31 protein-coding genes, 1 tRNA gene and 1 CRISPR repeat array (1 of these 33 cut by a window edge) are annotated in these 21,387 nt (G+C 48.3%); of the genes, 16 read left to right on the forward strand and 16 right to left on the reverse strand.

The window, feature by feature from the left end; genetic code table 11:
• Window positions 1-92 precede the first annotated feature (92 nt).
• The 4 genes from adk to nadE all read left to right on the forward strand — a co-directional run bounded on the left by adk (window position 93) and on the right by nadE (window position 4,354).
• Window positions 93-737, forward strand: a complete 645-nt coding sequence (adk, locus tag RA178_RS09260; RefSeq protein WP_028759655.1) for an adenylate kinase — start codon at window positions 93-95, stop codon at window positions 735-737.
• 112 nt (window positions 738-849) lie between these two features.
• Window positions 850-1,854 carry a ferrochelatase gene (gene hemH, locus RA178_RS09265; RefSeq protein WP_306685191.1) on the forward strand — a complete coding sequence of 335 codons (1,005 nt, stop codon included), beginning with the start codon at window positions 850-852 and terminating at the stop codon, window positions 1,852-1,854.
• Window positions 1,855-2,017: 163 nt separating this feature from the next.
• Window positions 2,018-3,322, forward strand: coding sequence for an inosine/guanosine kinase (locus tag RA178_RS09270; protein WP_028759658.1), 1,305 nt, complete (start codon window positions 2,018-2,020; stop codon window positions 3,320-3,322).
• A gap of 201 nt (window positions 3,323-3,523) precedes the next feature.
• Complete coding sequence (nadE, locus tag RA178_RS09275) at window positions 3,524-4,354, forward strand: NAD(+) synthase (protein WP_306685192.1); 831 nt, start codon at window positions 3,524-3,526, stop codon at window positions 4,352-4,354.
• A 117-nt stretch (window positions 4,355-4,471) separates the two neighbouring features.
• On the opposite strand, the gene RA178_RS09280 is transcribed toward nadE, so the two are convergent.
• Window positions 4,472-4,972: a DUF6942 family protein gene (locus RA178_RS09280; RefSeq protein WP_306685193.1), complete on the reverse strand. Its 501-nt coding sequence runs from the start codon at window positions 4,970-4,972 to the stop codon at window positions 4,472-4,474.
• A 239-nt stretch (window positions 4,973-5,211) separates the two neighbouring features.
• Between RA178_RS09280 and RA178_RS09285 the strand changes: the two genes are divergently transcribed.
• Window positions 5,212-6,741: an alpha/beta hydrolase gene (locus tag RA178_RS09285; protein WP_306685194.1), complete on the forward strand. Its 1,530-nt coding sequence runs from the start codon at window positions 5,212-5,214 to the stop codon at window positions 6,739-6,741.
• Between the two features lie 311 nt (window positions 6,742-7,052).
• Window positions 7,053-7,129: transfer RNA gene (locus RA178_RS09290), tRNA-Pro, on the forward strand.
• A 160-nt stretch (window positions 7,130-7,289) separates the two neighbouring features.
• On the opposite strand, the gene RA178_RS09295 is transcribed toward RA178_RS09290, so the two are convergent.
• The 15 genes from RA178_RS09295 to RA178_RS09365 all read right to left on the reverse strand — a co-directional run bounded on the left by RA178_RS09295 (window position 7,290) and on the right by RA178_RS09365 (window position 14,328).
• Window positions 7,290-8,474 carry a site-specific integrase gene (locus RA178_RS09295; RefSeq protein ID WP_115334401.1) on the reverse strand — a complete coding sequence of 395 codons (1,185 nt, stop codon included), beginning with the start codon at window positions 8,472-8,474 and terminating at the stop codon, window positions 7,290-7,292.
• Between the two features lie 5 nt (window positions 8,475-8,479).
• On the reverse strand, window positions 8,480-8,707 hold the full coding sequence (locus RA178_RS09300; RefSeq protein ID WP_115334402.1) for a hypothetical protein: 228 nt from the start codon (window positions 8,705-8,707) through the stop codon (window positions 8,480-8,482).
• A gap of 12 nt (window positions 8,708-8,719) precedes the next feature.
• Window positions 8,720-8,917, reverse strand: coding sequence for a hypothetical protein (locus RA178_RS09305; protein ID WP_263238597.1), 198 nt, complete (start codon window positions 8,915-8,917; stop codon window positions 8,720-8,722).
• A gap of 2 nt (window positions 8,918-8,919) precedes the next feature.
• A complete protein-coding gene (locus tag RA178_RS09310) occupies window positions 8,920-9,228 on the reverse strand; it encodes a hypothetical protein (protein ID WP_306685195.1) in 309 nt (102 codons plus the stop codon).
• A 178-nt stretch (window positions 9,229-9,406) separates the two neighbouring features.
• On the reverse strand, window positions 9,407-9,721 hold the full coding sequence (locus RA178_RS09315; protein WP_113941495.1) for a hypothetical protein: 315 nt from the start codon (window positions 9,719-9,721) through the stop codon (window positions 9,407-9,409).
• On the reverse strand, window positions 9,718-10,038 hold the full coding sequence (locus tag RA178_RS09320; RefSeq protein WP_306685196.1) for a hypothetical protein: 321 nt from the start codon (window positions 10,036-10,038) through the stop codon (window positions 9,718-9,720). Before RA178_RS09320 ends, RA178_RS09315 begins: the two co-directional genes overlap by 4 nt.
• Window positions 10,035-10,265 (reverse strand): hypothetical protein, encoded by a 231-nt coding sequence (locus RA178_RS09325; protein ID WP_306685197.1) that lies wholly within the window; start codon window positions 10,263-10,265, stop codon window positions 10,035-10,037. The genes RA178_RS09320 and RA178_RS09325 overlap by 4 nt, the downstream gene beginning before the upstream one ends.
• A complete protein-coding gene (locus RA178_RS09330) occupies window positions 10,262-10,540 on the reverse strand; it encodes a hypothetical protein (RefSeq protein WP_306682183.1) in 279 nt (92 codons plus the stop codon). The genes RA178_RS09325 and RA178_RS09330 overlap by 4 nt, the downstream gene beginning before the upstream one ends.
• A complete protein-coding gene (locus RA178_RS09335; RefSeq protein ID WP_263168225.1) occupies window positions 10,541-10,834 on the reverse strand; it encodes a hypothetical protein in 294 nt (97 codons plus the stop codon).
• A complete protein-coding gene (locus RA178_RS09340) occupies window positions 10,831-11,523 on the reverse strand; it encodes a hypothetical protein (protein ID WP_306685198.1) in 693 nt (230 codons plus the stop codon). Before RA178_RS09340 ends, RA178_RS09335 begins: the two co-directional genes overlap by 4 nt.
• A complete protein-coding gene (locus tag RA178_RS09345; RefSeq protein WP_306685199.1) occupies window positions 11,520-11,909 on the reverse strand; it encodes a hypothetical protein in 390 nt (129 codons plus the stop codon). The genes RA178_RS09340 and RA178_RS09345 overlap by 4 nt, the downstream gene beginning before the upstream one ends.
• Window positions 11,906-12,535, reverse strand: coding sequence for a hypothetical protein (locus RA178_RS09350; protein WP_306685200.1), 630 nt, complete (start codon window positions 12,533-12,535; stop codon window positions 11,906-11,908). Before RA178_RS09350 ends, RA178_RS09345 begins: the two co-directional genes overlap by 4 nt.
• A 30-nt stretch (window positions 12,536-12,565) precedes the next feature.
• Window positions 12,566-12,913, reverse strand: coding sequence for a hypothetical protein (locus tag RA178_RS09355; RefSeq protein WP_012089048.1), 348 nt, complete (start codon window positions 12,911-12,913; stop codon window positions 12,566-12,568).
• Between the two features lie 126 nt (window positions 12,914-13,039).
• Window positions 13,040-13,402: a hypothetical protein gene (locus tag RA178_RS09360; protein WP_306685201.1), complete on the reverse strand. Its 363-nt coding sequence runs from the start codon at window positions 13,400-13,402 to the stop codon at window positions 13,040-13,042.
• A gap of 293 nt (window positions 13,403-13,695) precedes the next feature.
• The gene (locus RA178_RS09365) at window positions 13,696-14,328 is read right to left on the reverse strand and encodes a helix-turn-helix domain-containing protein (RefSeq protein WP_306685202.1); all 633 of its coding nucleotides are present in this window, start codon (window positions 14,326-14,328) and stop codon (window positions 13,696-13,698) included.
• 92 nt (window positions 14,329-14,420) lie between these two features.
• On the opposite strand from RA178_RS09365, the gene RA178_RS09370 reads away from it, so the two are divergent.
• The 10 genes from RA178_RS09370 (at window position 14,421) to RA178_RS09415 (ending at window position 20,291) form a co-directional block, all read left to right on the forward strand.
• Window positions 14,421-14,627 (forward strand): YdaS family helix-turn-helix protein, encoded by a 207-nt coding sequence (locus tag RA178_RS09370; RefSeq protein ID WP_259559691.1) that lies wholly within the window; start codon window positions 14,421-14,423, stop codon window positions 14,625-14,627.
• Between the two features lie 26 nt (window positions 14,628-14,653).
• The gene (locus tag RA178_RS09375; protein ID WP_306685203.1) at window positions 14,654-15,262 is read left to right on the forward strand and encodes a toxin YdaT family protein; all 609 of its coding nucleotides are present in this window, start codon (window positions 14,654-14,656) and stop codon (window positions 15,260-15,262) included.
• A gap of 5 nt (window positions 15,263-15,267) precedes the next feature.
• Window positions 15,268-15,594, forward strand: coding sequence for a hypothetical protein (locus RA178_RS09380; protein ID WP_306685204.1), 327 nt, complete (start codon window positions 15,268-15,270; stop codon window positions 15,592-15,594).
• Window positions 15,595-15,773: 179 nt separating this feature from the next.
• Window positions 15,774-16,523, forward strand: coding sequence for a hypothetical protein (locus RA178_RS09385; RefSeq protein ID WP_306685205.1), 750 nt, complete (start codon window positions 15,774-15,776; stop codon window positions 16,521-16,523).
• A gap of 143 nt (window positions 16,524-16,666) precedes the next feature.
• On the forward strand, window positions 16,667-17,524 hold the full coding sequence (locus RA178_RS09390; protein WP_306685206.1) for a helix-turn-helix domain-containing protein: 858 nt from the start codon (window positions 16,667-16,669) through the stop codon (window positions 17,522-17,524).
• Window positions 17,521-18,204 carry a replication protein P gene (locus tag RA178_RS09395; RefSeq protein ID WP_115334418.1) on the forward strand — a complete coding sequence of 228 codons (684 nt, stop codon included), beginning with the start codon at window positions 17,521-17,523 and terminating at the stop codon, window positions 18,202-18,204. Before RA178_RS09390 ends, RA178_RS09395 begins: the two co-directional genes overlap by 4 nt.
• The gene (locus tag RA178_RS09400) at window positions 18,194-18,418 is read left to right on the forward strand and encodes a hypothetical protein (protein ID WP_006082025.1); all 225 of its coding nucleotides are present in this window, start codon (window positions 18,194-18,196) and stop codon (window positions 18,416-18,418) included. The genes RA178_RS09395 and RA178_RS09400 overlap by 11 nt, the downstream gene beginning before the upstream one ends.
• A complete protein-coding gene (locus tag RA178_RS09405; protein ID WP_306685207.1) occupies window positions 18,419-19,678 on the forward strand; it encodes a tyrosine-type recombinase/integrase in 1,260 nt (419 codons plus the stop codon).
• Window positions 19,679-19,726: 48 nt separating this feature from the next.
• Entirely contained in the window at window positions 19,727-19,942 is a 216-nt protein-coding gene (locus tag RA178_RS09410) for a helix-turn-helix transcriptional regulator (RefSeq protein ID WP_006082023.1), read from the forward strand.
• Window positions 19,932-20,291, forward strand: coding sequence for a hypothetical protein (locus RA178_RS09415; protein WP_306685208.1), 360 nt, complete (start codon window positions 19,932-19,934; stop codon window positions 20,289-20,291). The genes RA178_RS09410 and RA178_RS09415 overlap by 11 nt, the downstream gene beginning before the upstream one ends.
• Window positions 20,292-20,526: 235 nt before the next feature.
• Window positions 20,527-21,387: direct repeats of the CRISPR family, unit length 37 nt; unit sequence GTCTTAATCCCCTTAGTTGGCGGGGCAGTGCTTTGGC; it runs 1,046 nt beyond the window's last position.

A 21,387-nucleotide genomic window follows, 5' to 3' on the forward strand; every position in this document is an offset into this window, starting at 1 on the left:
AAAGTCGAAGCTAAAACCCTTCTCAATGGCGGCCAGATGTGCGAAGATCGCCGACCTAAGAAGAATATCAATGCGAAAAGAGGACTCTTGAGATGCGCATTATCCTATTGGGCGCCCCAGGTGCCGGTAAAGGTACCCAGGCCCAGTTCATTATGGAACAGTATGGTATCCCACAAATTTCCACTGGTGATATGTTACGTGCCGCGGTAAAAGCCGGTACTCCACTGGGTTTGGAAGCGAAGAAAGTGATGGATGCTGGTCAACTGGTTTCTGATGATCTGATCATCGGTCTGGTTAAAGAGCGTATCGCACAGGAAGACTGTGTTAAAGGTTTCTTGTTAGACGGTTTCCCACGTACCATCCCACAGGCGGATGCGATGGCGGCAAACGGTATTAGCATTGATCACGTGATTGAAATCGATGTGCCAGACGAAGAAATCGTTAAGCGCATGAGCGGTCGCCGTGTTCACCCAGGTTCTGGCCGTGTTTACCATGTGGTTTTCAATCCACCTAAAGTGGAAGGTAAAGACGACGTGACGGGCGAAGATTTAGCTATTCGTCCAGATGACGAAGAAAGCACAGTGCGTAAACGTCTTGCGATTTACCACGAGCAAACTAAGCCGCTGGTTGAATACTACGGTAAAGTGGCTGCCGCTGGCCAAACTCAATACAACAAGTTTGACGGTACTCAATCGGTTGCGGCCGTGAGTGAGCAGTTAGCTAGGGTGTTGAAATAACCGAATAAAGGTTAATTTACGAGAACAAGTTCTCATATTAAGAAAAAGCCTGCTGATGCAGGCTTTTTTTATGGGTATCGCAATGTTAGCCTCCAAGTGAACTTCATTAACCATGAGCCTAACGTTGAATCCTTCCCCTGCTTTTGGTGTGTTATTGGTTAACCTCGGCACGCCTGATCAACCTAGTACTAAGGCCGTTAAACGCTTTTTAAGGCAGTTTTTAAGTGATCCCCGTGTCGTCGATTTATCGCCGTGGATTTGGCAACCGCTGCTGAACGGCATTATCCTCAACACCCGTCCGGCGAAAGTCGCCAAACTTTACCAAAGCGTGTGGACGCCAGAAGGTTCGCCCTTGATGGTGATAAGTGAGCGCCAAGCACAAAAACTGGCGGTGGACTTAAGCGCTACCTTTAACCAGACCATTCCGGTTGAACTGGGCATGAGTTACGGCAATCCCTCCATCGATGCGGGATTTGAACGCCTGAAAGATCAAGGAGCAGAGCGTATTATTGTGCTGCCTTTGTATCCCCAATATTCCTGCTCGACGGTGGCAAGTGTGTTCGATGCCGTTGCCCGTTATCTTAAAACCGTGCGTGACATGCCGCAGGTTCGCTTTAATAAAGACTATTTTGACCATAGCGCTTATATTGCTGCTCTGGCACACAGTGTGACGCGCCACTGGAAAACCCATGGGCAGGCCGACAAGTTGCTCTTGTCATTTCACGGTATTCCACTGCGTTATGTGAAAGAGGGCGATCCATACCGCGAGCAGTGTTTTGTCACGGCTAAACTGTTGGCGCAAAAACTTGAGCTGAGCGAGTCGCAATGGCAAGTGTGCTTCCAATCGCGCTTTGGCCGCGAAGAATGGTTAACGCCCTACGCCGATAAATTACTGGCCGAGTTACCTGCGCAAGGGATCAAAAGTGTCGATGTGATTTGCCCTGCGTTTGCGACCGATTGCCTCGAAACCTTAGAAGAAATCTCCATTGGTGCTAAGGAAACCTTTTTACATGCGGGTGGCAGCGACTATCGGTTTATCCCTTGTTTGAACGACGATGAGTTACACATTGAATTATTACGGCAATTAATCCAAGAACAAGCGGTATCTTGGGTATAGGAGCACTGGCTTCGAACTGATTTTGTGATAGAATCTGCGCCCTTCCGGCTAAGGGGTGGTTTTTTTGTCTCGCTAGCCTAGACTCAATATTTTTAGGATGCTGCTTGGCTTGACCGCCTCGGCAGACGCCAATTAGCATGGATGCCAGGAAAAGAGAGCCACTATGAAGTTTCCCGGTCAGCGTAAATCTAAACATTATTTTCCGGTTAAAACCCGAGATCCGCTGCTTGAACAGCTGACTCAACAGCCTCAGCCGTTTGCGACCTATATCAGCGGTATTGATCAAACCTTAGTGGATATCGAAGCGAAAGTGGAAGACGAATTGCTGAGCCGTTATGGCTTGCCCAAAGGCAATTCTACCTTGATCAATGATGAACAGGCCCACAGACTCTACACAGAGTTAAAAATTCATGGTTTGATTAGTGATGAATTTGCTGGTGGCACTATTGGTAACACAGTGCACAACTATTCTATTCTGGCCGATGACCGTTCAGTGCTGTTTGGGGTTATGAGTCAGAATATTGAAGTGGGCAGTTACGCCTACCGCTATTTATGTAATACATCTTCTAAAGTCGACCTTAACTTTCTACAACCTGTAGATGGTCCTATCGGTCGCTGTTTTACCCTGATTTCTGAGTGCGGCGAGCGAACATTTGCTATCAGCAAAGGCGCTATGGATAAACTCACACCTGAATTTATCGATAAAGACGTGGTGCAGGGCAGTTCAGCCTTAGTGTTGACCGCGTATTTGATGCGCGCCAGTGATGGCGACCGTATTACCGATGCGGCCATGTGCGCTATCGAATATGCAAAAGCCGCCGAAGTTCCCGTGGTATTAACCTTAGGCACGCGTTTCTTGATTGAAGAAGATCCACAATGGTGGCAAAACTTCATCAAAGAACATGTCACCATTTTGGCGATGAATGAAGACGAAGGTGAAGCCTTAACGGGTTCACGGGATCCTCTGCTTGCCAGTGAAAAAGCCTTGGAATGGTGCGATATGGTATTAACCACAGCGGGTCCAATCGGGCTTTATACTGCGGGTTATACCGAGGACTCAGAAAAACGCGAAACGACGCACACCTTGTTGCCGGGCGCTATCCCTGAATTTAATCGTTATGAATTTTCCCGTCCAAAGCTTAAAAGTGACTGTGAAACACCAATCAAAGTGTTTGCCCACATTTCACCTTACATGGGCGGCCCTGAAAAAATCGGTAACACTAATGGCGCTGGCGATGGCGCATTATCGGCGTTATTGCACGATCTGGCGGCCAATACTTTCCACAAGACTAACGTGCCAGGCTCAAGTAAACATAAGCGCGATGGCCTGTGTTATTCCTCGTTCTCTCAAGTGTGTAAGTACGCTAACCGCGTCGCCTATGAAGTCTTAGCTCAGCATAGCCCGCGTTTATCCCGTGGTTTACCTGAGCGCGAAGATAGCTTAGAAGAATCCTACTGGGAAAGATAAGTCGATAGCTGTATTGGTATTAAGCTAACTGATTTACGCTAGGGCAATAACGGCAAACCGTTGTTGCCCTTATTTTTATAGCGTTTATCAATAATCAATTAACTAAGCATTAATTTTAACTACAGGCAGTTGCGAATAAATGTTAACGTTAGTCGGGTTCAGATAGTCCAAATACAGCGATAATTTAAGGTGGAATTTTCGGTGAAAGCGCAAATCTTAAGAGAAATGAAAGTACTCACGGCCATAGAGCCAGAGTTCGAAGTGCAACGTCGGGTCGCGTTTATTAAAACCAAACTAAAAGAAGCGCGCAGCAAGGCATTGGTATTAGGGATCAGCGGTGGGGTGGATTCTTCTACCGCTGGGCGTTTGTGTCAGTTGGCGGTGGACAGTCTAAACCACGAAAATAGCCAAGGCGGTTACCAGTTTATCGCTGTGCGATTACCCTATCAGATCCAAAAAGATGAGCATGAGGCGCAATTAGCCTGTCAGTTTATTCAGCCCTCTAAGTTGGTCACTGTGAATGTGCATCAAGGCGTTGATGGTGTGCATAGCGCTGCTGTTGCCGCGTTAGTCGAAGCTGGATTGCCTTTGCCCGATGTGGCGAAGGTTGATTTTGTGAAGGGTAACGTCAAAGCCCGTATGCGGATGATAGCGCAATACGAACTCGCTGGACTCGTAGGTGGGTTAGTGGTGGGGACAGATCACAGCGCCGAAAATATCACCGGTTTTTACACTAAATGGGGCGATGGTGCCTGCGATTTAGCGCCATTATTTGGTCTTAACAAGCGCCAAGTTCGCCAACTCGCCGCGTATCTTGGCGCGCCAGAATCGTTAGTCTATAAAGCGCCGACCGCGGATTTAGAAGACAATAAACCGTTACTCGAAGATGAAGTCGCGCTTGGTTTAACCTATGCGCAAATCGATGATTTCCTTGAGGGTAAGGACGTTGGCAAGGCGGTTGAGGACAAGTTGATTGGTATTTATAAGGCGACGCAGCATAAACGTCAGCCTATTCCAACCATTTACGACTAACCCTGAATCGTCCTTGAATAAGCACTCGTTTGAACTCTGTTCACGAGTGCTTTTTTATACCTTTGTTATTTGGTGACTAATGCTGTGGTGACAGCCGTTACCACAATCATAATGGAATTATTCACTGTGTTGGTGCTCAGGCGTTGCTAAGTGTTGGCGTGTCAGGGCGATCAGTTGGTTTGGGTATTGGCGATAATCCAAATAGGGCGTGAGTAAACAATGCTGTCCTAGCGAAGATGGCAGCTGAAGTGCGGCTATGGATTTATTTTGGGCAGTTAAATGCTGCGTACCGGAATCGTTTACGGACATGGTGAGCCCTAAAGCATTTGCGGCCACTTGCCCCGCAATGAGATGGATCTTCGCGTTTGCCATCAATTCAGTGCCGCCTATGCAGATCAGTTCATTTTGCTTGAGTAACACTTGGTCACGATAGCTGCGCCAATCTTCTCCAACCGCACTGATTTTTGCCATAATAGTGAAGATCTTACGCCAATGATTGCCATTTAGAGCGATGAGAGCCCCGACAGCATCTGGCTGAGTGTAATGCCAGCTCTCAGGTACCTGCGGCGCTGTAGGAAGATAGTAGGCGAACCTAGCGTGTGGATTACCGATTATCATCGAGAGCGTATAAGTTTGGTTGGAATAAGACTATTTTCGATCCTAACCCGATTAAGGCCTATGCGGCTAATAAAATTGCGAGATGAGTAAATTGGGGTGACTAAATTGAAGTGACTAAATTGGAGTGATTAAATTGTACTGCTTACACTAGTGGTTTTTATCGCGGTAAAACGTTTGAAGGATGTTTTTATCTACCCGTATAATCTAGTTGCACATTTTATCTTCATGTAGGAACAGCGATGAAGGCCATCATCATAGGTTCGACAAAACACCTATTTTTAGCTGCAGTGTATGCAAGTACTGGCATAGTGGTGGCGTTACTCGCGACAGGGATCTATTTTCTTAATGCGCGCCCTGAGCTGTCACTTTGGCATACGGTCGAGCTAAAAAATGAGTTCCATTACAATACCAAACTTGCCAATTTTAATGAGTACTTAGCGCTAGAAGACCGCTTATTCGCCGAAGTTGAGCGTAAAGTTGTCAAAAAGATTCCCGCCAATGAATTTTCTCCAGTGAACCGCTATGTCAAAAATAGCTTATCTGATCCTGCCCATTGGCCACAAAACTGGAATCGCAGTTATGAATGGCCTGTGGCTAATGCCGAATTTGGAGTATTACTGCTCCACGGTATGTCGGATTCGCCCTATGCTCTATCCAATGTGGCGGCGCACTTTAAAGGTAAAGCTCATGTGCTCGGTTTAAGATTGCCAGGGCATGGCACGATTCCAAGTGGATTGACTGAGCTTTATTGGCAAGATCTGGCCGCAGCGGTTAATTTAGCCACAGCGCATATGCGGCAAACTCTGAAAGATAAACCATTATTTGTGGTGGCTTTTTCGACGGGTGCCGCCGTCGCGCTGAACCATGAGTTAGAACGTATAAGCCATGATAAAGCCCCTGATTATGATGGAATGATTTTTATCTCTCCCGCGATAGGGCTAGCGCCATCTGCGGCGGCCGCACGCTGGCAGAGTTGGATAGGACGATTGTTGGAGCTGGATAAACTGCAATGGAACAGTATTCAAGTAGAGTACGATCCCTTTAAATACACCTCTTTTGCGGTTAATGCGGGCGATGTAGTTTATCAATTAGCCCTGCGTAACCAAGGTTTATTGGCAGGATTAACGCCGCAGCAACGGGCGCAAGTTCCGTCGATACTCACCTTTCAGTCAGTGGTGGACGCAACGGTTTCAACTGCGGCGGTGGTGAATAATCTGTATCAAACGTTGCCTGAAAAAGGTCATGAGCTAGTGCTGTTTGATATGAACCGACTCGATGTGAATGCCAAAATGGTGTCCAATGATCCGCTTGCGGGCTTATTGGCGAACATTAATAACCCTGAGTTACATTATCGCGGCACTGTGGTGGAAAATATCAGTAATGAAACCACGCAGGTTCAGGCGCGATACTTTGGTTTAGATGAACTGGGTTTAGATGAACAGAATTTAGATACACAGGATATAGACGCACAGGGTAAAGTGCTCACTCAGGTCAGTGAAAACGTGCGGATATTAGATTTATATTGGCCTGCAGGCGTGTATTCTTTATCCCATGTTGCGTTACCTTTTGGCATAGATGATGGGCTTTATGGCGCAGTGATCCAGCCTGATTTACATAGGATCCAAATCGGAGCCTCAGCTTCGCGGGGGGAGCGCGGCTTGTATAGTGTGTCAGCATCTGAAATGTTACGACAGAAATGGAATCCCTTTTTCCCATATCTACTCGAGCGCATGGATGAGTACCGACTCGCCCATATGCACTCGCATTGAATGATGATTTAGTAAACGGGTGTCATTATGTCTGTTCTGCAGCTAAATCCTGTTTGAGTATGGACGTAATCAGTATCGAGCAATCATTATCGACGAAAATTGTGTCATTCAGAACATAAACTAAGCAGTTGATCAAAGAGATGTAATGAAGCCCTTGCGCAGTTGCGAGGCAATTGCTACAGTTCTGGCTCGCTTAAGATAAACCCCATAAACAGTATCTTAGGTGATAAGTAATTAAGCAAAAGCCGTAAAGATTATCGCTAAACTATATTTAGCTAAGTCAGCACAGGTATGCAATATACTTAAAAATTCGGTATGTAGCGCAGCCCGGTAGCGCACTGTCATGGGGTGTCAGGGGTCGGAGGTTCGAATCCTCTCATACCGACCAAATTCATAAACAAAAAAGCCTGCAATCTTAATCAGTTGCGGGCTTTTTTGTGTCTATAATTTGGCTTTTTACTGCTTAGAGGTGGTGAAACTGTGGTGAAATCGGGGTGAAACGGGTTTCAGAATTACAGTGGTCAAGTGCGCTGGTTGCATTAGTTTTATTAATGGCTGAATTTAATTTCAGCGTGAGGTACTTCGGTCCATTGCAGATGATCCCGCACATAGATTTTGGTGGACTTAGCATCGGTGTGAGCCATTCGGCCTTGAGGATCAACACCCATATCAGAAAACAATCTGGCGGAAAGCGCACGGATCTCGTGGAAGGTTGGGCGCTGGCTCATTTCTAAATGATTGAACAACGCTAACTCATCCCTTAATGCTGAAAACGCTCTGCTGAGATAATTAGGATCGAGCTGATAGCGGTGATCAGTCGCTTCACTTTGCTTATTGTGTTTGTCTGGTCGGCGATGAACCACATAAGGACAAAGCACTCCATCACGACTTTTATCAATAACGGCCTTTAATACCTCACCGATAGGGATTGCCACATGGCTGGCTTCTTGCTCTTCCACTTTTTGGCGATGAATAAATAACGTGCCGTAAATGCCATCGACAGGTTCATCAAACCATAGGCAACCACATTGGCCTTCCTTAGGTTTTTTAATGCTGTATTTTATCCGCGATACTTCAAGGCGTGCTTGGGTTGATTGCAAAGCAAGGTCCATCGCCGTTTGTAACCACAGTGGCGCAGCAGCATGGATTTGTTGATACACTTCAAAGCTTAAGCGTTGGCGTTCCTTACCTTTGGTTTTGCGTTTTTTCATCTTTCGAGAGGCCGGATTATCTAACATGATGGACTGGTCGATCGCGTAGTTAATCAGTTTCTCCAAAAATCCAAGTTTGCGGTTATGCACATTGGGGCTGGCATCAGGATGGTATTGGTTTAGATAGCCGTTGATGTGCTCAAGGCTAATATCTTGGCTGCTAACCTCAGCAAAATAGGTTTTAACCCGTTCGGCATCGTTGCGCATAGTGCTGCCCAGTTGCTTACTTGGTGCTTCCTCTTTAAAAATCAACTCTAAAAGGCGGTCCACATGGCTGGCAAAGGACAGTCCATCAGCTTGAGGTGAGGCGCATGAGGCTTCAATCAATTGATCCACCGTTAACCCAACGGTAGGTCGCATAATGCGGTTGTACTCAACCGCAATTTGAATCGCCTGCACTTTATCTTTACCTAATGTTTTGCGAACACCATTTACCAGCGTAAAGCGGTAAGTGCCCTTGGAGCTATCAAACATTAGATGCTGAGGCAGATTTTTATTATGCGACTTTTTTGGGCGTACCATGTTAATTACCTTGAGGCTGCAATTAAATCAGACACCGCGCTGCTAACGGCGGGCGCCACACCAAAGTGCTGGTCTTCGTAAACATAGACCTTGTTATCTACAATGAGCCCGCGAATCACTCCACGTAAAATCCAACCTTTAATGGTACGATTTTGAGGCGCGGAATTGGCTGCAAACTCACGTTCAGACCACTCACTGGCCCTCATTAGTTTGGAAGGTTTTTTAAATGACATATTAAACTCCACTTAATTCAATTCGTTAAGGTTATCTGCTTTTAAACTCATCCTATCTAATCGAGCAATCACTGCTTGCTCACGTACTTGAACAGTTGATAGATCAAACTCAGGGCGCTTACTCAGCATTGCCACTTGTTGCTCGAGCTCGACAATTCTGGCTTTAATCTCAATGTTCTCAGCGATAGCTAGGTTAAGTCTGTCATTCATCGTCATGCTGCACCTACCTGCGTTAAACAGCCTTCATCCTCATCTTCTTGCCATTCACCTGAGTCGATTAATGCTTTGGTGCATTGACTGCAAATCTGATGGGTACTGCCGCAATGTTCGACAAAGGTTGGTCTATGCGCTTCACAGAAATAACCCTCGCAGCTGATCTCATCTTCGCCATGCATACCACCACACGCATAAGAAAGGCCACGGTCGATTTGTTTGTGGCAACCCGGATGATCACAGGTTGCTTCGAAGGCATAACCAATGGGTCTGCCGATACTATCTTCACCACAATTTGACCAGCTCATTGCTTACCATCCTCAATGTAACGATGAAAATCATCCTCGCCACACGTTGCAAATTCCTTTTCGCAATGCGCCCATGAACAGACAAATTCGTTTTCGCATAGATCTGATGCGTAAATCGTATTTTCACCGCCACAGTGTGGACATGAAACTATTAGCCCAGCAGGCTTTGCCATCTTCTTCATTGTTTACCACCATTTGTTACGCTTTTTTCTTGGCCGCAAATTTTTAGAAGCTCGTTCGCATCAGTTATTGCACTCTCGATTCCTAGGCACTGTGGATAGTCATTACTTAATACAAATAGGTTTGGCAGTGCTTGTGTAGATATGAAAGTTTTGAGCTTATCCACCTGCATCGCCAGCTGGCCGCGCTCAGCTGTTAGAGTGTCAATTTCTTGCGCTGCCTCAGCCGCAAGATTCTTTTCACCACGACGAGATAAGTCGTCTTGATCTGTAGCGAACTGCTTTAGCCGTTCAGATAGTGAAAGCTGCTTCATGCTGCTTCCTTATCTTTCGGGGCGAAGAACAGCGCGACGGGGCCATCTTCGGTGTCGTGAATACTCAGCAGGAATGAGCCGGCCTTGTCGCAAACGGGTTGCCAATCGCTGATATCGTTGTCGCCCTCGTCAAAGTAACGCTCGATTAAGTTTTCAGGCGCATCGAGTTCAAACCAAATCGCCACAAACTCGCCGCCTTGGCGTGCAGCCCATGCTTCACACTCCACACGGGTTACCCCTTCATCCCACTCGGGCAAATCTGGATGGGTCCAATAACCTTCTTCACGTTCTACAGTTGCTGCTTGTATCGGGTTCATGCTGCTTCTCCTTTTATCCTGAGTTTTGATTCTGCGTTGAGTGCGAATACTTCGGCGTCGGCTTGGCCGAAATCGCTGCACTCGATGGCGTTAAAAGACTTACAAATGCCCCAGCCGTGATAGTTGTTGGGGGTGTACTTCACTTCGATTTGTTGCTGATCGCACATCAAGGTGGAGTAGGGCTTAGATAGCGTGACCACGCCCGCTTTGGTGCTAAACTTATTCATGCCGCCTCCATGTTTTGGTTGTCGCTTGCTTGGCTGACTGGCGAATGGCAGGGCAGACGCATTGGGTGATATCGGTACGAATACACTATGGTGCGGCTAATGCCCTTGGCTAAGTTGGTTAAGCCGTTGCCCAATGCTTGCCAGTACAGGCAATCTAACGCGCCGAGCGCCAGTGCGATTTTGATGCTGTCGCCCGTTGTGGCCTTGAGTAACAGGCTTAACTTATGGCTGCGGAAATGATTTAACAGATGGCGAAACGCCGCTGATTGAGTCATTTAGGCCACCTGCTTTGGTTGCAAAGGAGTTGATTGCAAAGGGTTTGATTGCAGCTTGGCCCAGTCGATGGCTTTAATGGCCTCGACCGTGGCGGCGATTTGCTCTAGCTTCTTTTGCCCGCGCATAAAGTTCGACAGTTCAATACCGTGGCGAGCCGCCGCGCGTTCGGCGGGTAGGGCGCTGGTGTAATGCAGCGTTAACGCGGCAATCACCTCGGGCGAACTAATGCGGGTAAGTGACAGCAATAACGCAACGCGCTCTTGTGATTCAAAGCCCGGGAGTAAGTGGTTCATGCTGCACCGCCTGTGGTGCTGATCACCTTGAACTCGATAACCCACACCCACGGGTTGGCATCCCAATTTTCATAGATTGAGTTCCATAGGGACTTAAAAGCATGTTGTGGGTTTTTATACCAACGCCAATGAGGCGAATGAGGCTTATGGCTTGAATGCTTTTCAACTCCGCCCCATTGTTGGTAAACGGAGCTATATTGCAAACCTTCTGCTTTTGCATCTTGCTCGCTGATATCATTTAGCCTTTCTACCCGAACGGCAGTGACTTCTAGCAGAATGCGCGCCGCCCAGCGTGGCATGTGGATAGAGGGAATAAACCCGCGATATTCAGCGCCATGATAATCAAAGTCTTCATCACCTGTGCCCGCCGTTAATCCGCCACAGACATAATGCAAATCAGGCCAGTGTGCTTTGGTCATTGCCTCACGCACCCACAGCTGATCGCCAAGCGTGCCGAACGGTGAAACAAACGCGCAATCTTCATCGCTAACCCCAAAAGCATTATCTTTTGCAGGTTGATAGAATCCGTGCTTATCAATCACTGTCGGCGTATACCATTCGGCATTTTTAGAAAATGGCGCCCAATCATCATGCGGCTGAGCTTTAAACACTCTCCGCGTCTGTGTTTTACGGCCATCAAGAATGGCGCGCACCATTTCGGTATTGAAGATAATAGGGCGCTGTTTCATGCTGCCACCTCGTCACATGGGTATTGCTTCCTTACCTTGTTAATCGCGTCCTCTATGGTTGGGTGACGCTCATTCATTCGGCCTTCACGCTGATGGCGCTTATGGGCAACGAGCTTTAACATGCGTGGGCCCGATGGCTCGATTTGAAAGCGGATCATGCGGTCATGTGCAAGAACGACGGCAGTCGTGAGGGCGCTATAGTCGAAGGTAGACATGTAATGCGCGCTAGTACTGTTGATTGATAACCCGTGCTCACCACAGGCTTGGATTTTGCCAAACATGTGATTGCCACCGCCGTGTATGTCACAAAGGAAGTCAAAACACTCACGTTGATCTGCATTGAGCCAAGGGTAATGTTTGGCATAAAAATCATGTTCGTTGCTCATGCTGCCTCCTTGCTTTGGGTGGCTTCGTCGTATTGGCGGATGGCAAAAACGATGGCGTAACAGCACCAGATAAAGCGATAGGTGAAGGGGTCTTTCCAGCCATCCCAAAAATCATCTAACGTCATGCCGCCTGCATCTTCCTCATCCCAATGATTGAGGCGATAAACCACATCCCACTCGGCGTTTTCGCGGTTTTGGGTAAACTCCTTAACAGCATTGGTCGCGCTGCTAATCGCCTCAGCCTCTTCTTCGTTCGTTGGGTCCAGCCCTTCAATAAACCACTGCAAAAACTGCTCAAGGCGTTGATCGGCTTCTTTGGCATCAAACTCACGAGTGCCGTCGGTTTTACACTCAGCCAGTACCTTTTCTTCCCAGTAACTCGCGTTAACACCCCAGTCATCACCGCTTTGGCGAAAGAAGCAAAACATGTCCTGAACCCGAGAAAATACGTAACAGCCCATATCGCCACTGATGCACAAATGCTGCGGCCATGTGGTGATCTCAAAGCGATGCTCAAAGCTGCCTTGGCTGAGTACCATGTGGCGGAACACCCCATCATCCTTAAGAATGGTGAGTTGATGTTCGGCCACATCGCTTAAAAATGATGCTCTCGTTGGGTGGTTCATACGCTATTCCTTCCTTTTGAATCAGCAGGGCTAAGCTGCGGCTTCGCCGTTAAACACCACCAGATTGATGATGGGTTTCTTGGTTTTGGGGTTCACCTTGTCCGACAGCTTGTGATAGCGAATATGCACATCGCGGTGGGCTTCTTGGGTCATGGCTAAAACGATGTATTGCTGGCACAGCGCGGGCGTCGATAACGAATGCGACAGGCGTTGTGGCTTCATGGTTTCAAACAAGTGCTGCGCCATATCATTCAACTTGGCTTGGTACTCGTCGGGGCTCAGTTGACGGCGGTTAGGGTGCGCACCGACTGAGGTGCTGCATTTCTTGGCCGCCTGCTTTTTCGCTAAGGTCATGGACACGCCGTAAACAAAAAACATAATTGCCTCCAACAAGGTGAAACTGTCGCCGTTATCGTTATCGGGATATGGACCATCACCCCTTGGCTGCTTTGCCTAAATAGCCTGAATCGTGAATGTTCGCGGCGGCTCTGCGGCTCTTCTGCGTTAGTGGCCGACGGGCGTGGCTGTCGTCATCGTGTGCAGCGGATGCACATTAGTGACGGCCTGCGAGTCGTTACGCCACACCATCACCTTGCCGTACAAACCTTGTTGGGGCTCAGTGAAGCGCAGGCTGAAATTGAGCCCGAGTTCGCCCGTGTGGCGGATGAACTGGCGGTAAAAGGCAGGGCTTGGGTGGTGATAGGCAAAATGCTTGACCAGTTCGGCGCAACGGACTTGCACTCGTGGGCAATCCATTGGGTCGGTGTGGCCCTTGGCCAGCGCCATCAAGCAGGCAAAACGTATTGCAACCAGTAGACGAAACTCATCGCGTTGCTTAGGTGTATTCGGAGTGTTTGTTAATATCATGGTTCTAGTCTTTAGTTGTAAAAGATAGAATCATTACAACTTTAAACTGTTTTGATGTCAACAGTTTTTAGTTGTTTAAATTGTTTTAAGTTGTTTTGAGCGGAATGTAAGTATAAAAAAACCCGCAAATGCGGGTCTTTGTACATATCAATTTCAAAAAACTTTAGGGAGTTTTTTCAATAGCTCAAGTGGGATCCAAATGAAGGCGCTTGGAGGATGTTTTTATTCCAAAAAAGATTTAGTGTGTTTTTCTGTTTACGATCTCTGCTCTTACGTATTTTTTTTAACCAGATTTAGAAGATTCGTCCCGAAAAAACAACGACTCCAACTATTGTGCAGTTGCCATTTATAGGTATTAATTGTTCTGGCCAGTTTGGGTTCAATGGCTTTAGAAATTTATGGCTACCTTCAATGACCAATTGCTTAAATGTGGCTTCATTTTGTTCATTTAATCGTGCAACGACATAAGTCCCATGGCGCCACTCTACTTCAGGATCTACGAAAATAAGATCACCATCTCTAAACTCTGGTTCCATACTGATACCTTGCACTTTTAGTACAAAAGTACTGTTACTGCATTTCACTGGGCAAGGGTAACGCTCCGCTTCAAGAGCATGTGTTTCTTCTATCGCCGACCATCCCCCAGCTCTCACCCAGCTTATCAGAGGGAAAAAACCTTTGATCTGAGGACCTGTTGATATATTTGATACTTCTTCTTCAATATTCTGACTTTCTCGACCAAACAACAGCCATTCAGGTGAACATTTAAGAATACGAGCTAGGTCTACTATTTTTCTTGGGTTCTGAGTTTTACCATCTTCAATTTTTTGCAGTGATTGTTGGGTTATACCTGACCCCTCGGCAACATCTTTTTGAGTAAGGCCGAGTGCGATTCTTCGTGATTTTAATCTATGTGCTAGGTTCATCCTCTGATTCTCACAACTTTAAGTGTCATTGACAAACAATAAAAACTGTTATTAAATACAGTTTTTAGTTGTTATTGTTTGTGGGAGATAAAATGTCTGCAATTGAGAAAGCAATAAATATCATCGGAGGACAGACGGCTTTAGCTAAAAAACTTGGTATTAGGCAGTCCTATGTTTGGAACTGGATCCATCGTCATAGACAAGCTCCAGCTAAGTACATAAGGGCTATTTCCTCTGCTACTCATGGGTTAGTTAGTGTTGATGAGCTTCTGCTTGATCACGAAACTAAAGATATCTAAAGCATAACGGTTAGGGAGTTTTGTACATGAAACCACAATCACGTTTGAGTTTGTTGATGAAAACGATTCATCGGGTATTGGAATTGCCCAAGATGACACGCTTTGCGCTGGCGATAGATTTTGTTGCGGCGGTTGAGCGCCTTGGGCTGAGTGAAGTATTAGTGGCGGAGGGCATTAGCTTTGCGAGCAGTCAAGACGTGCACAACGATGCGCGGATTAATGCCCAAAAGCTGTTCCGTTGGCTCGGCCAGTACGAGGGCCAGCATCCGCAGGTGGATCGCTTGTTTCATGTTGAGCAAGCACTGGTTGCAGCACTGCCCGAGCATTTGCGGGTGCAGTATCTCAACGATGTATTTGGTTGCACTGGGGTGACGGTAATTGCTGATCGCATGAATGACGGCCATGTGTTGCATGTGGCCGATATGGCGGCATCGCTCACCAAAGAGAACGCCGAGGCGCAAGTGGCGGTGATCCATTTGGGCAGTGAGCCCAAGCGCGAGCAGTTAGTGGCGGCGCACCGCGAGTTAAAAGAGTCGGCGGCAACCACGCAAGCCAGCATGGCAGCGTTAGAGCTGGCGTATCCGTATTTAGCCAGTCACGGTGGCAAGGCGGCGCAATACGCGGCCGAGAAGTGACAGTGATGCCGCAATCGAACCTTAACATCAATGTTATCGCCAGTGCTAAAACCGAGTTGCATCAGCAGTTGATCCGCTTGGGCGACATGATCGGCGACGGTTTGCACTTAGAACCCGATGGCAAATGGATTGCGAAAGAGTATGTAAAAGTGGCGCGGGCGTTAGGTTTTCGACCTAAACGGGCTAATCACACTGCACAGATTAATGCGGTAATGCTTAAGCGGGTGGCTGATGTGCCGTGTGGCCAGTGCGGTTTGGTTTTAAAGCAAACCAAGTCGGGCTCAAAACGCGCCGTGTGTGCCAATGGGCATAAGTGGCAGTTGTTGAAATGACTTGTTGAAATGACCTGTTTGAATGACTTGTTGAAATAAGAGACGGAGTGAATGGCATGTTCACAAATCAGTTAAGTGATAACTGGGCGCGTAAAAAACGCCGTTATCAAATTGCCCGCCACAGTTTGGCGACCGATGCGGGCTTGATACCTAAGATCATGAAGTGAGGAGGATAAACGATGTTTGATCCTGAATGTTTAATTTGTTGTTTAGAGGGCGGCGCCGCGTGTTCGGTACATGGGCAAGTTAGCAGTGATGATGGGCCCGTCGTGGCCGCGCTTACCGAGATGGAAACCGCGCAAGTGACGTTACTCATGATGCAAGCAAAGCAGTTAATGCTTAAGGCGATGGCGCTTAAAGCTAAGTCGAACATGCCTAATAGCACTGAGCCTAGCACCAAGGATTTTAACGCGGCAGAGCCTAGCACCAAGGATTTTAACGCGGCAGAGCCTGAACGGGCAGGGTTAAGTGGCGTGAACATGGGCAAAGACATTGCCTGTTTTCATGGGCATACCACGGCGGAGTTGTTTAGGCGAACGCAGGTGGGCCGAATGGTTGAGGTGTTAAGGAACTGCGATGAATTGCAGCATAGTCGCCCCGAGCGTTGGGCGGTTATCGCGACCGACATCGTGGATAAGGCGTTGCTGGGCAGTGGTAAGCAGTTGTTGCTGCCGGTGAGCATCGATTGGATTATGAATTATCTGCTGATGGAAGAACAACGCGCGGAACGTTCTATTGCGCTATTGGCGGTGGATGTGGGCGCGGCCGATGCGAGTGCGGTTGATATGAGTGCAATAGCGAAAAGCCGCAACGTGCACATTAAACGGCGTGATTTTTTTAGCCAGTTGCGCAGTAACTTGGCGCACAAGGTTTACTTGCTTGGCAGTGAAGGCGAGCGAGCGGAGGGCAACGGGGCGCATTGCAGTTGACCCGTTGTTGTAGACATAAGAAAGCCCGCTAAAGTTTGGCGACTAGGTGCGGGCTTAATACCTAAGTGAGGCTATTACATGTTACGTATACATGATGGTTTCGTCAATTTTACGCAGTGGGTTGCTCTGTTTGGGGGTGACTTATGAGTATGGAATTGATGGTAAAAGCGATGAAGGCCAAGGTGGGTAATCCACTGCGCAAGCTGGTGTTGATCAAGCTTGCCGATAACGCCAATGACCAAGGCGAATGCTGGCCGAGTTACGAGTATATTTCGCAGGCTTGTGAGATAAGCGAGCGGTCGGCGATTAACCACATTAATGCGCTGGTTGACGTCGGACTGGTGCGCAAAATTACCCGCAAGAGTGAGCATAAACGCAATACATCCAACCTGTATATTTTGGACTTTTCATCGAGTGTTCTGAGTGATAAACCTGCTCAAACCCTACCTTTTACTGAGGGTGCAGCAAATTCACCCCTAGAAAATACTGAGGGTGCAGCAGATTCACCCCTAGAAAATATTGGGGGTGCAGCAGATTCACCCCTAGCCAATTTTGAGGGTGCAGCAAATGCACCCATGGGTGCAGGAGATTCACCCTCTGAGGGTGCAGGAGCTGCACCCAGAATCTGTCACTCTTTTGAACCTATCAAAGAATCTTTAAAAGATAGTTGTCCAGCAACGAGTGCGAAGTCGGTTTTCAATGCGTTTTTCAAAGCCTATCCCGCCCACCGCAAAGGCGGCTCGGATGCGGCTGCGTGGAAAGCGTGGAAGGCCGAAAAGCTGACCGACGCCGATTGTGTGTTGGCGGTGACGTGGTTGAAGGAGGCTGCGGCGCTGGATACGAGTTGGGGCTTTAGCGCGAACGGCCAGTTTGTGCTCGGTATTACCAAGTTTATCCGCGAACGCCACTGGCTAACACCGTTGCCAAGACCAATGGCCGCGGCAGTTGGGCAAGTGGATTGGAGTTATGCGGTGTATGACCCAGAGGACCCCTTGATATGACTGCCAATCAAAATGCGAGCATGAAATCACTGCAGACCTTAATCCGCCAGCCGCTGGTTGGGCAAGGGCGTGTTAGTCAACCTGAGCCCACGGCAATGGACATGGCAATTGTGGACAGCGTGTTTAGTAAGTTGCGGGTGTTGTTTCCGGTGAGTGCGCCGCGGCCTGAGGACGAAGCGACCCACAAAGCCGAGTGGCTTAAAACCTTGGCGGCGCAGGGGATTGCCAGCCGTGAGCAAGTGCAAGCGGGGCTGAATCGCGCTAGACGCGAGCAGGGCGATAGGCAGTTTTGGCCGACACCGCGCCAGTTTGCGCTGTGGTGCCAACCGACGGCCTGTGATTTAGGGCTGCCCAAGTTGGAAGCCGCGTTTAAGGAAGCAACCCGCCATTACCATCACCCTGATAAGCATACGTGGAGCCATGATGTGGTGCGCTTAGCGGTGCGCGAGACGGGCAGTTGGATGTTTGCGACTGGGCTCGAAAAGGACGTGTTGATGACGTTTGAGCGCAATTACAAAGTCTTATGCAGGCGCTTTAGCCGTGGCGAGTTGACCGATATTGAGTTGCCTAAAGCACTACCTGAAACGGTGACGCGGCCCACTGAGGCAGCAAAGGCCAAATCGATTATTGCCAATTTACGAACCAACCTTGGGCTTAAGGGGGCAAACGATGGCGACTAAACCACTGACACAGCGCGAACGCTTGATGCGCATCATCACAGGGAAACGGTTTTGGACCCTGTTTGAAATCCAGCAAGAGAGCTTTAACCGCTTTGGGGTTCACGACAGTGAGACGGCCTTAAGTGCGCGGTTTCGGGATATGCCGATGAACCAGCGGGTAAAACGCATACGCTCGGGTACCCATCACACCTTTGAATATCGGTTGGAGGGATAGATGGCGCAAGTGATGACAGCAACAGGCGTAGAGCAAGGCAAGTTAAACGATGCAGTATTGCGCCGTTGGTTAAGGGCAGGGATAACGCGAGACTTTCGGGACACGCAGTTTCCGGCGGTGCGGTTACGGGCCTCGACCGATAGACGCCAAGCCTCGGTGTATTTAGTGATGAACGAGGCAGGCAAAACCGTGTGGCAAAAACAGGGTGTGTGGCCAGTGATGTGCTTAAAGACCTTTTTAACCGAGTTACCCAGTTTGCTCGCCAAACGCAGCATGGGCCAAGCGGTCATCAGCAACGAGTTTGCCACGGTCGCGCAATTATTGGCGTGGTTTGTCACCCATGTGGAGTGTAACCGCACTTTAAGCAACAGCTGGCGCAGTAACTGTAAATCGTTAGTGAGTAAACATCTCAGCGGCTGCTTTGGTGAGTTACCACTCAATGAGCTGAACTTTATCGCAGTGGACAGTTATTTAATCAAACCCATGTTGGCGCAAGGCTATTCGGCCAATTACATCAAAGCCGCGGTGAAGGTGTTGAAACGGGCGTTATCGGTTGCGGCCGATTTACGGGTGTTAGACAGCAATAGCTTGGCGGGGTATCGGGTGCAAATGAGTTTGAAGATGCCGCCTTTGGTGGGCACGCAATTAAGCGAGTCGGACGTGGGCCCGTTATTCAGTGCATTGCGAAATGCCGCAAGACCGGTGGCCATGCTGTTTGTGTTGATGCTGATGTTCGGTACCCGCATAGGTGAAACCCGTTTAGCACGTTGGGACCACTTTGCCGGCGATTACTGGTTTATTCCTGCTGAGAATGCCAAGAACCGCCAAGAGCATCGCTTACCTATGACGCCGACAGCCAAAAAGCTCATTACCCATTACGCCCAATGGCAATACACGCATGTGGGCAAGCGGGCGTTTTTGTTCCCAGGCGAAGTAGGGCCGGTGAGCATTCGCACTGCGCAATATTGGAGTGAAACGATTCGATTTAAGGCGTTTACCTCCCACGCACTGCGCAAACTGTGCCGCACCATTATTGCCGATATGGGCGTAGATACCATGGTCGGTGAGCGAATATTGAATCACACCTTGCCGTTACTGCTGCGCACGTACGTTAACAGCACCTTAGATAAAGGCATGTTGATGGCATTAGATGCCTACCACGCACACTTAATCACACTGGGGTTTGACGATGTGGCGCCCGAGATTATGCGCCAATCGACCACTGAGACGAGTGAGCCAATGTTAGTGGGGTGGTTATGACGATGACAATTAGCACAACTAGGTTATGGACTTCACGCAGGAGGATTTATGGCTAATCGCGCCGCGGATGTATTGAAAGTGGGGCGCCGTTTACGGGGCATGACCCAAGACGAAGTGGCTGAGATTTACGGCATTAGCCGCAACACTTATCAACGTTGGGAAAATGGCCGTACTACTGCGCCCTATGACGATGTGACATCGATATGCCTTGATGTGTTTAAGCTTTCGATTGAGAAGATAAATGAGGTGGCCAATGGGCTTTAGCGATGAACCCGAGCAGAGGATGAACATTAAGGCGTTGCGGTTAGGGCTGTATCGCTGGGGCCGTTATTGGGTGTACCAAGAGTTGGGCAAGGGGTTTTCGAACCGCAGTGCCTGCGACCGTTTAGGCGAAGCATTGGGCGGCGGCAACTTAAAGCACGAACTCAACGTGCCTGCCCATGTCGCGCATTTTGACCGCCTCGTTGAGCAGTTATCCCTTAACTGTAAACGCGCCATCCGCGCCCATTATCTGTGCAAAGAGCAGTGGGCCTTAATGGGATTTGATAGCAAAAAGTCTTACATCTTCTGGCTAAGAAAAGCCGAAATGGCACTGCTAGATAGGATGAATTAGAAAGAACGCCCTCTTGCGAGGGCTGGCGGGTTAGACGGTTGATAATTACTTATAGTCTTTTTACACAGAACCATAGTCCCGAGCACATTGAATCGCCTGAATTAGCCATCCGTTGATGGCGGTTTGGCTATCTGCGTTACAGTGACTTATTTAGTGAGTTATTTAGTAACTTATTTAATAAAATGCAGCAATCGTACTGCATATCAACCACCTGCAATTCCTCCCGTTTTGGCGACAAACAATCCCCTTAGTTGGCGGGGCAGTGCTTTGGCCATCAATATCGCTTTATGAAACGAGTGGAGCTGTCTTAATCCCCTTAGTTGGCGGGGCAGTGCTTTGGCTATCACATTCAAGATGCGCTTTATACCGATGTGTCTTAATCCCCTTAGTTGTCGGGGCAGTGCTTTGGTGATATGGGTGAGTTTATCGGGCGTGACGTCCAGTCTTAATCCCCTTAGTTGGCGGGGCAGTGCTTTGGCTGAAATGTATCGTTATAAAGATTTTCGTAAGAGTCTTAATCCCCTTAGTTGGCGGGGCAGTGCTTTGGCTGAAGTCATATATCAAAAGAAACGTGTGCCTTGTCTTAATCCCCTTAGTTGGCGGGGCAGTGCTTTGGCGGCCGAATTAACATCGACGGGTTACGTACTGTACGTCTTAATCCCCTTAATTGGCGGGGCAGTGCTTTGGCAATAAACAGGGCCTTACACCCCGTGAAATTTGGTCTTAATCCCCTTAGTTGGCGGGGCAGTGCTTTGGCATCAAATAATTTGATGGGAGTTCACTATGAGTGTCTTAATCCCCTTAGTTGGCGGGGCAGTGTTTTGGCCGTTAAGCATCATGGTGATGATCGTACAGGTTCAGTCTTAATCCCCTTAGTTGGCGGGGCAGTGCTTTGGCTCAAAAAGTAGATAACGGGTTAGCATAATGGGTCTTAATCCCCTTAGTTGGCGGGGCAGTGCTTTGGCATGTGATGCCCGTTAAAACGTTTTCAGTTAGAAGTCTTAATCCCCTTAGTTGGCGGGGCAGTGCTTTGGCAATGAAGGCTCGACTGTCTGGACTCGAAGAACGTCTTAATCCCCTTAGTTGGCGGGGCAGT

It is taken from the genome of Shewanella oncorhynchi, from assembly GCF_030848765.1.
GTDB classification, from domain to species: domain Bacteria; phylum Pseudomonadota; class Gammaproteobacteria; order Enterobacterales; family Shewanellaceae; genus Shewanella; species Shewanella oncorhynchi.

Coding starts and splice junctions, on each gene's coding strand:
- adk (WP_028759655.1), top strand. CDS start 93: ATGCGCATTATCCTATTGGGCGCCCCAGGTGCCGGTAAAGGTACCCAG.
- hemH (WP_306685191.1), top strand. CDS start 850: ATGAGCCTAACGTTGAATCCTTCCCCTGCTTTTGGTGTGTTATTGGTT.
- RA178_RS09270 (WP_028759658.1), top strand. CDS start 2,018: ATGAAGTTTCCCGGTCAGCGTAAATCTAAACATTATTTTCCGGTTAAA.
- RA178_RS09280 (WP_306685193.1), bottom strand. CDS start 4,972: ATGATAATCGGTAATCCACACGCTAGGTTCGCCTACTATCTTCCTACA.
- RA178_RS09285 (WP_306685194.1), top strand. CDS start 5,212: ATGAAGGCCATCATCATAGGTTCGACAAAACACCTATTTTTAGCTGCA.
- RA178_RS09295 (WP_115334401.1), bottom strand. CDS start 8,474: ATGGTACGCCCAAAAAAGTCGCATAATAAAAATCTGCCTCAGCATCTA.
- RA178_RS09300 (WP_115334402.1), bottom strand. CDS start 8,707: ATGTCATTTAAAAAACCTTCCAAACTAATGAGGGCCAGTGAGTGGTCT.
- RA178_RS09305 (WP_263238597.1), bottom strand. CDS start 8,917: ATGAATGACAGACTTAACCTAGCTATCGCTGAGAACATTGAGATTAAA.
- RA178_RS09310 (WP_306685195.1), bottom strand. CDS start 9,228: ATGAGCTGGTCAAATTGTGGTGAAGATAGTATCGGCAGACCCATTGGT.
- RA178_RS09315 (WP_113941495.1), bottom strand. CDS start 9,721: ATGAAGCAGCTTTCACTATCTGAACGGCTAAAGCAGTTCGCTACAGAT.
- RA178_RS09320 (WP_306685196.1), bottom strand. CDS start 10,038: ATGAACCCGATACAAGCAGCAACTGTAGAACGTGAAGAAGGTTATTGG.
- RA178_RS09325 (WP_306685197.1), bottom strand. CDS start 10,265: ATGAATAAGTTTAGCACCAAAGCGGGCGTGGTCACGCTATCTAAGCCC.
- RA178_RS09330 (WP_306682183.1), bottom strand. CDS start 10,540: ATGACTCAATCAGCGGCGTTTCGCCATCTGTTAAATCATTTCCGCAGC.
- RA178_RS09335 (WP_263168225.1), bottom strand. CDS start 10,834: ATGAACCACTTACTCCCGGGCTTTGAATCACAAGAGCGCGTTGCGTTA.
- RA178_RS09340 (WP_306685198.1), bottom strand. CDS start 11,523: ATGAAACAGCGCCCTATTATCTTCAATACCGAAATGGTGCGCGCCATT.
- RA178_RS09345 (WP_306685199.1), bottom strand. CDS start 11,909: ATGAGCAACGAACATGATTTTTATGCCAAACATTACCCTTGGCTCAAT.
- RA178_RS09350 (WP_306685200.1), bottom strand. CDS start 12,535: ATGAACCACCCAACGAGAGCATCATTTTTAAGCGATGTGGCCGAACAT.
- RA178_RS09355 (WP_012089048.1), bottom strand. CDS start 12,913: ATGTTTTTTGTTTACGGCGTGTCCATGACCTTAGCGAAAAAGCAGGCG.
- RA178_RS09360 (WP_306685201.1), bottom strand. CDS start 13,402: ATGATATTAACAAACACTCCGAATACACCTAAGCAACGCGATGAGTTT.
- RA178_RS09365 (WP_306685202.1), bottom strand. CDS start 14,328: ATGAACCTAGCACATAGATTAAAATCACGAAGAATCGCACTCGGCCTT.
- RA178_RS09370 (WP_259559691.1), top strand. CDS start 14,421: ATGTCTGCAATTGAGAAAGCAATAAATATCATCGGAGGACAGACGGCT.
- RA178_RS09375 (WP_306685203.1), top strand. CDS start 14,654: ATGAAACCACAATCACGTTTGAGTTTGTTGATGAAAACGATTCATCGG.
- RA178_RS09380 (WP_306685204.1), top strand. CDS start 15,268: ATGCCGCAATCGAACCTTAACATCAATGTTATCGCCAGTGCTAAAACC.
- RA178_RS09385 (WP_306685205.1), top strand. CDS start 15,774: ATGTTTGATCCTGAATGTTTAATTTGTTGTTTAGAGGGCGGCGCCGCG.
- RA178_RS09390 (WP_306685206.1), top strand. CDS start 16,667: ATGAGTATGGAATTGATGGTAAAAGCGATGAAGGCCAAGGTGGGTAAT.
- RA178_RS09395 (WP_115334418.1), top strand. CDS start 17,521: ATGACTGCCAATCAAAATGCGAGCATGAAATCACTGCAGACCTTAATC.
- RA178_RS09400 (WP_006082025.1), top strand. CDS start 18,194: ATGGCGACTAAACCACTGACACAGCGCGAACGCTTGATGCGCATCATC.
- RA178_RS09405 (WP_306685207.1), top strand. CDS start 18,419: ATGGCGCAAGTGATGACAGCAACAGGCGTAGAGCAAGGCAAGTTAAAC.
- RA178_RS09410 (WP_006082023.1), top strand. CDS start 19,727: ATGGCTAATCGCGCCGCGGATGTATTGAAAGTGGGGCGCCGTTTACGG.
- RA178_RS09415 (WP_306685208.1), top strand. CDS start 19,932: ATGGGCTTTAGCGATGAACCCGAGCAGAGGATGAACATTAAGGCGTTG.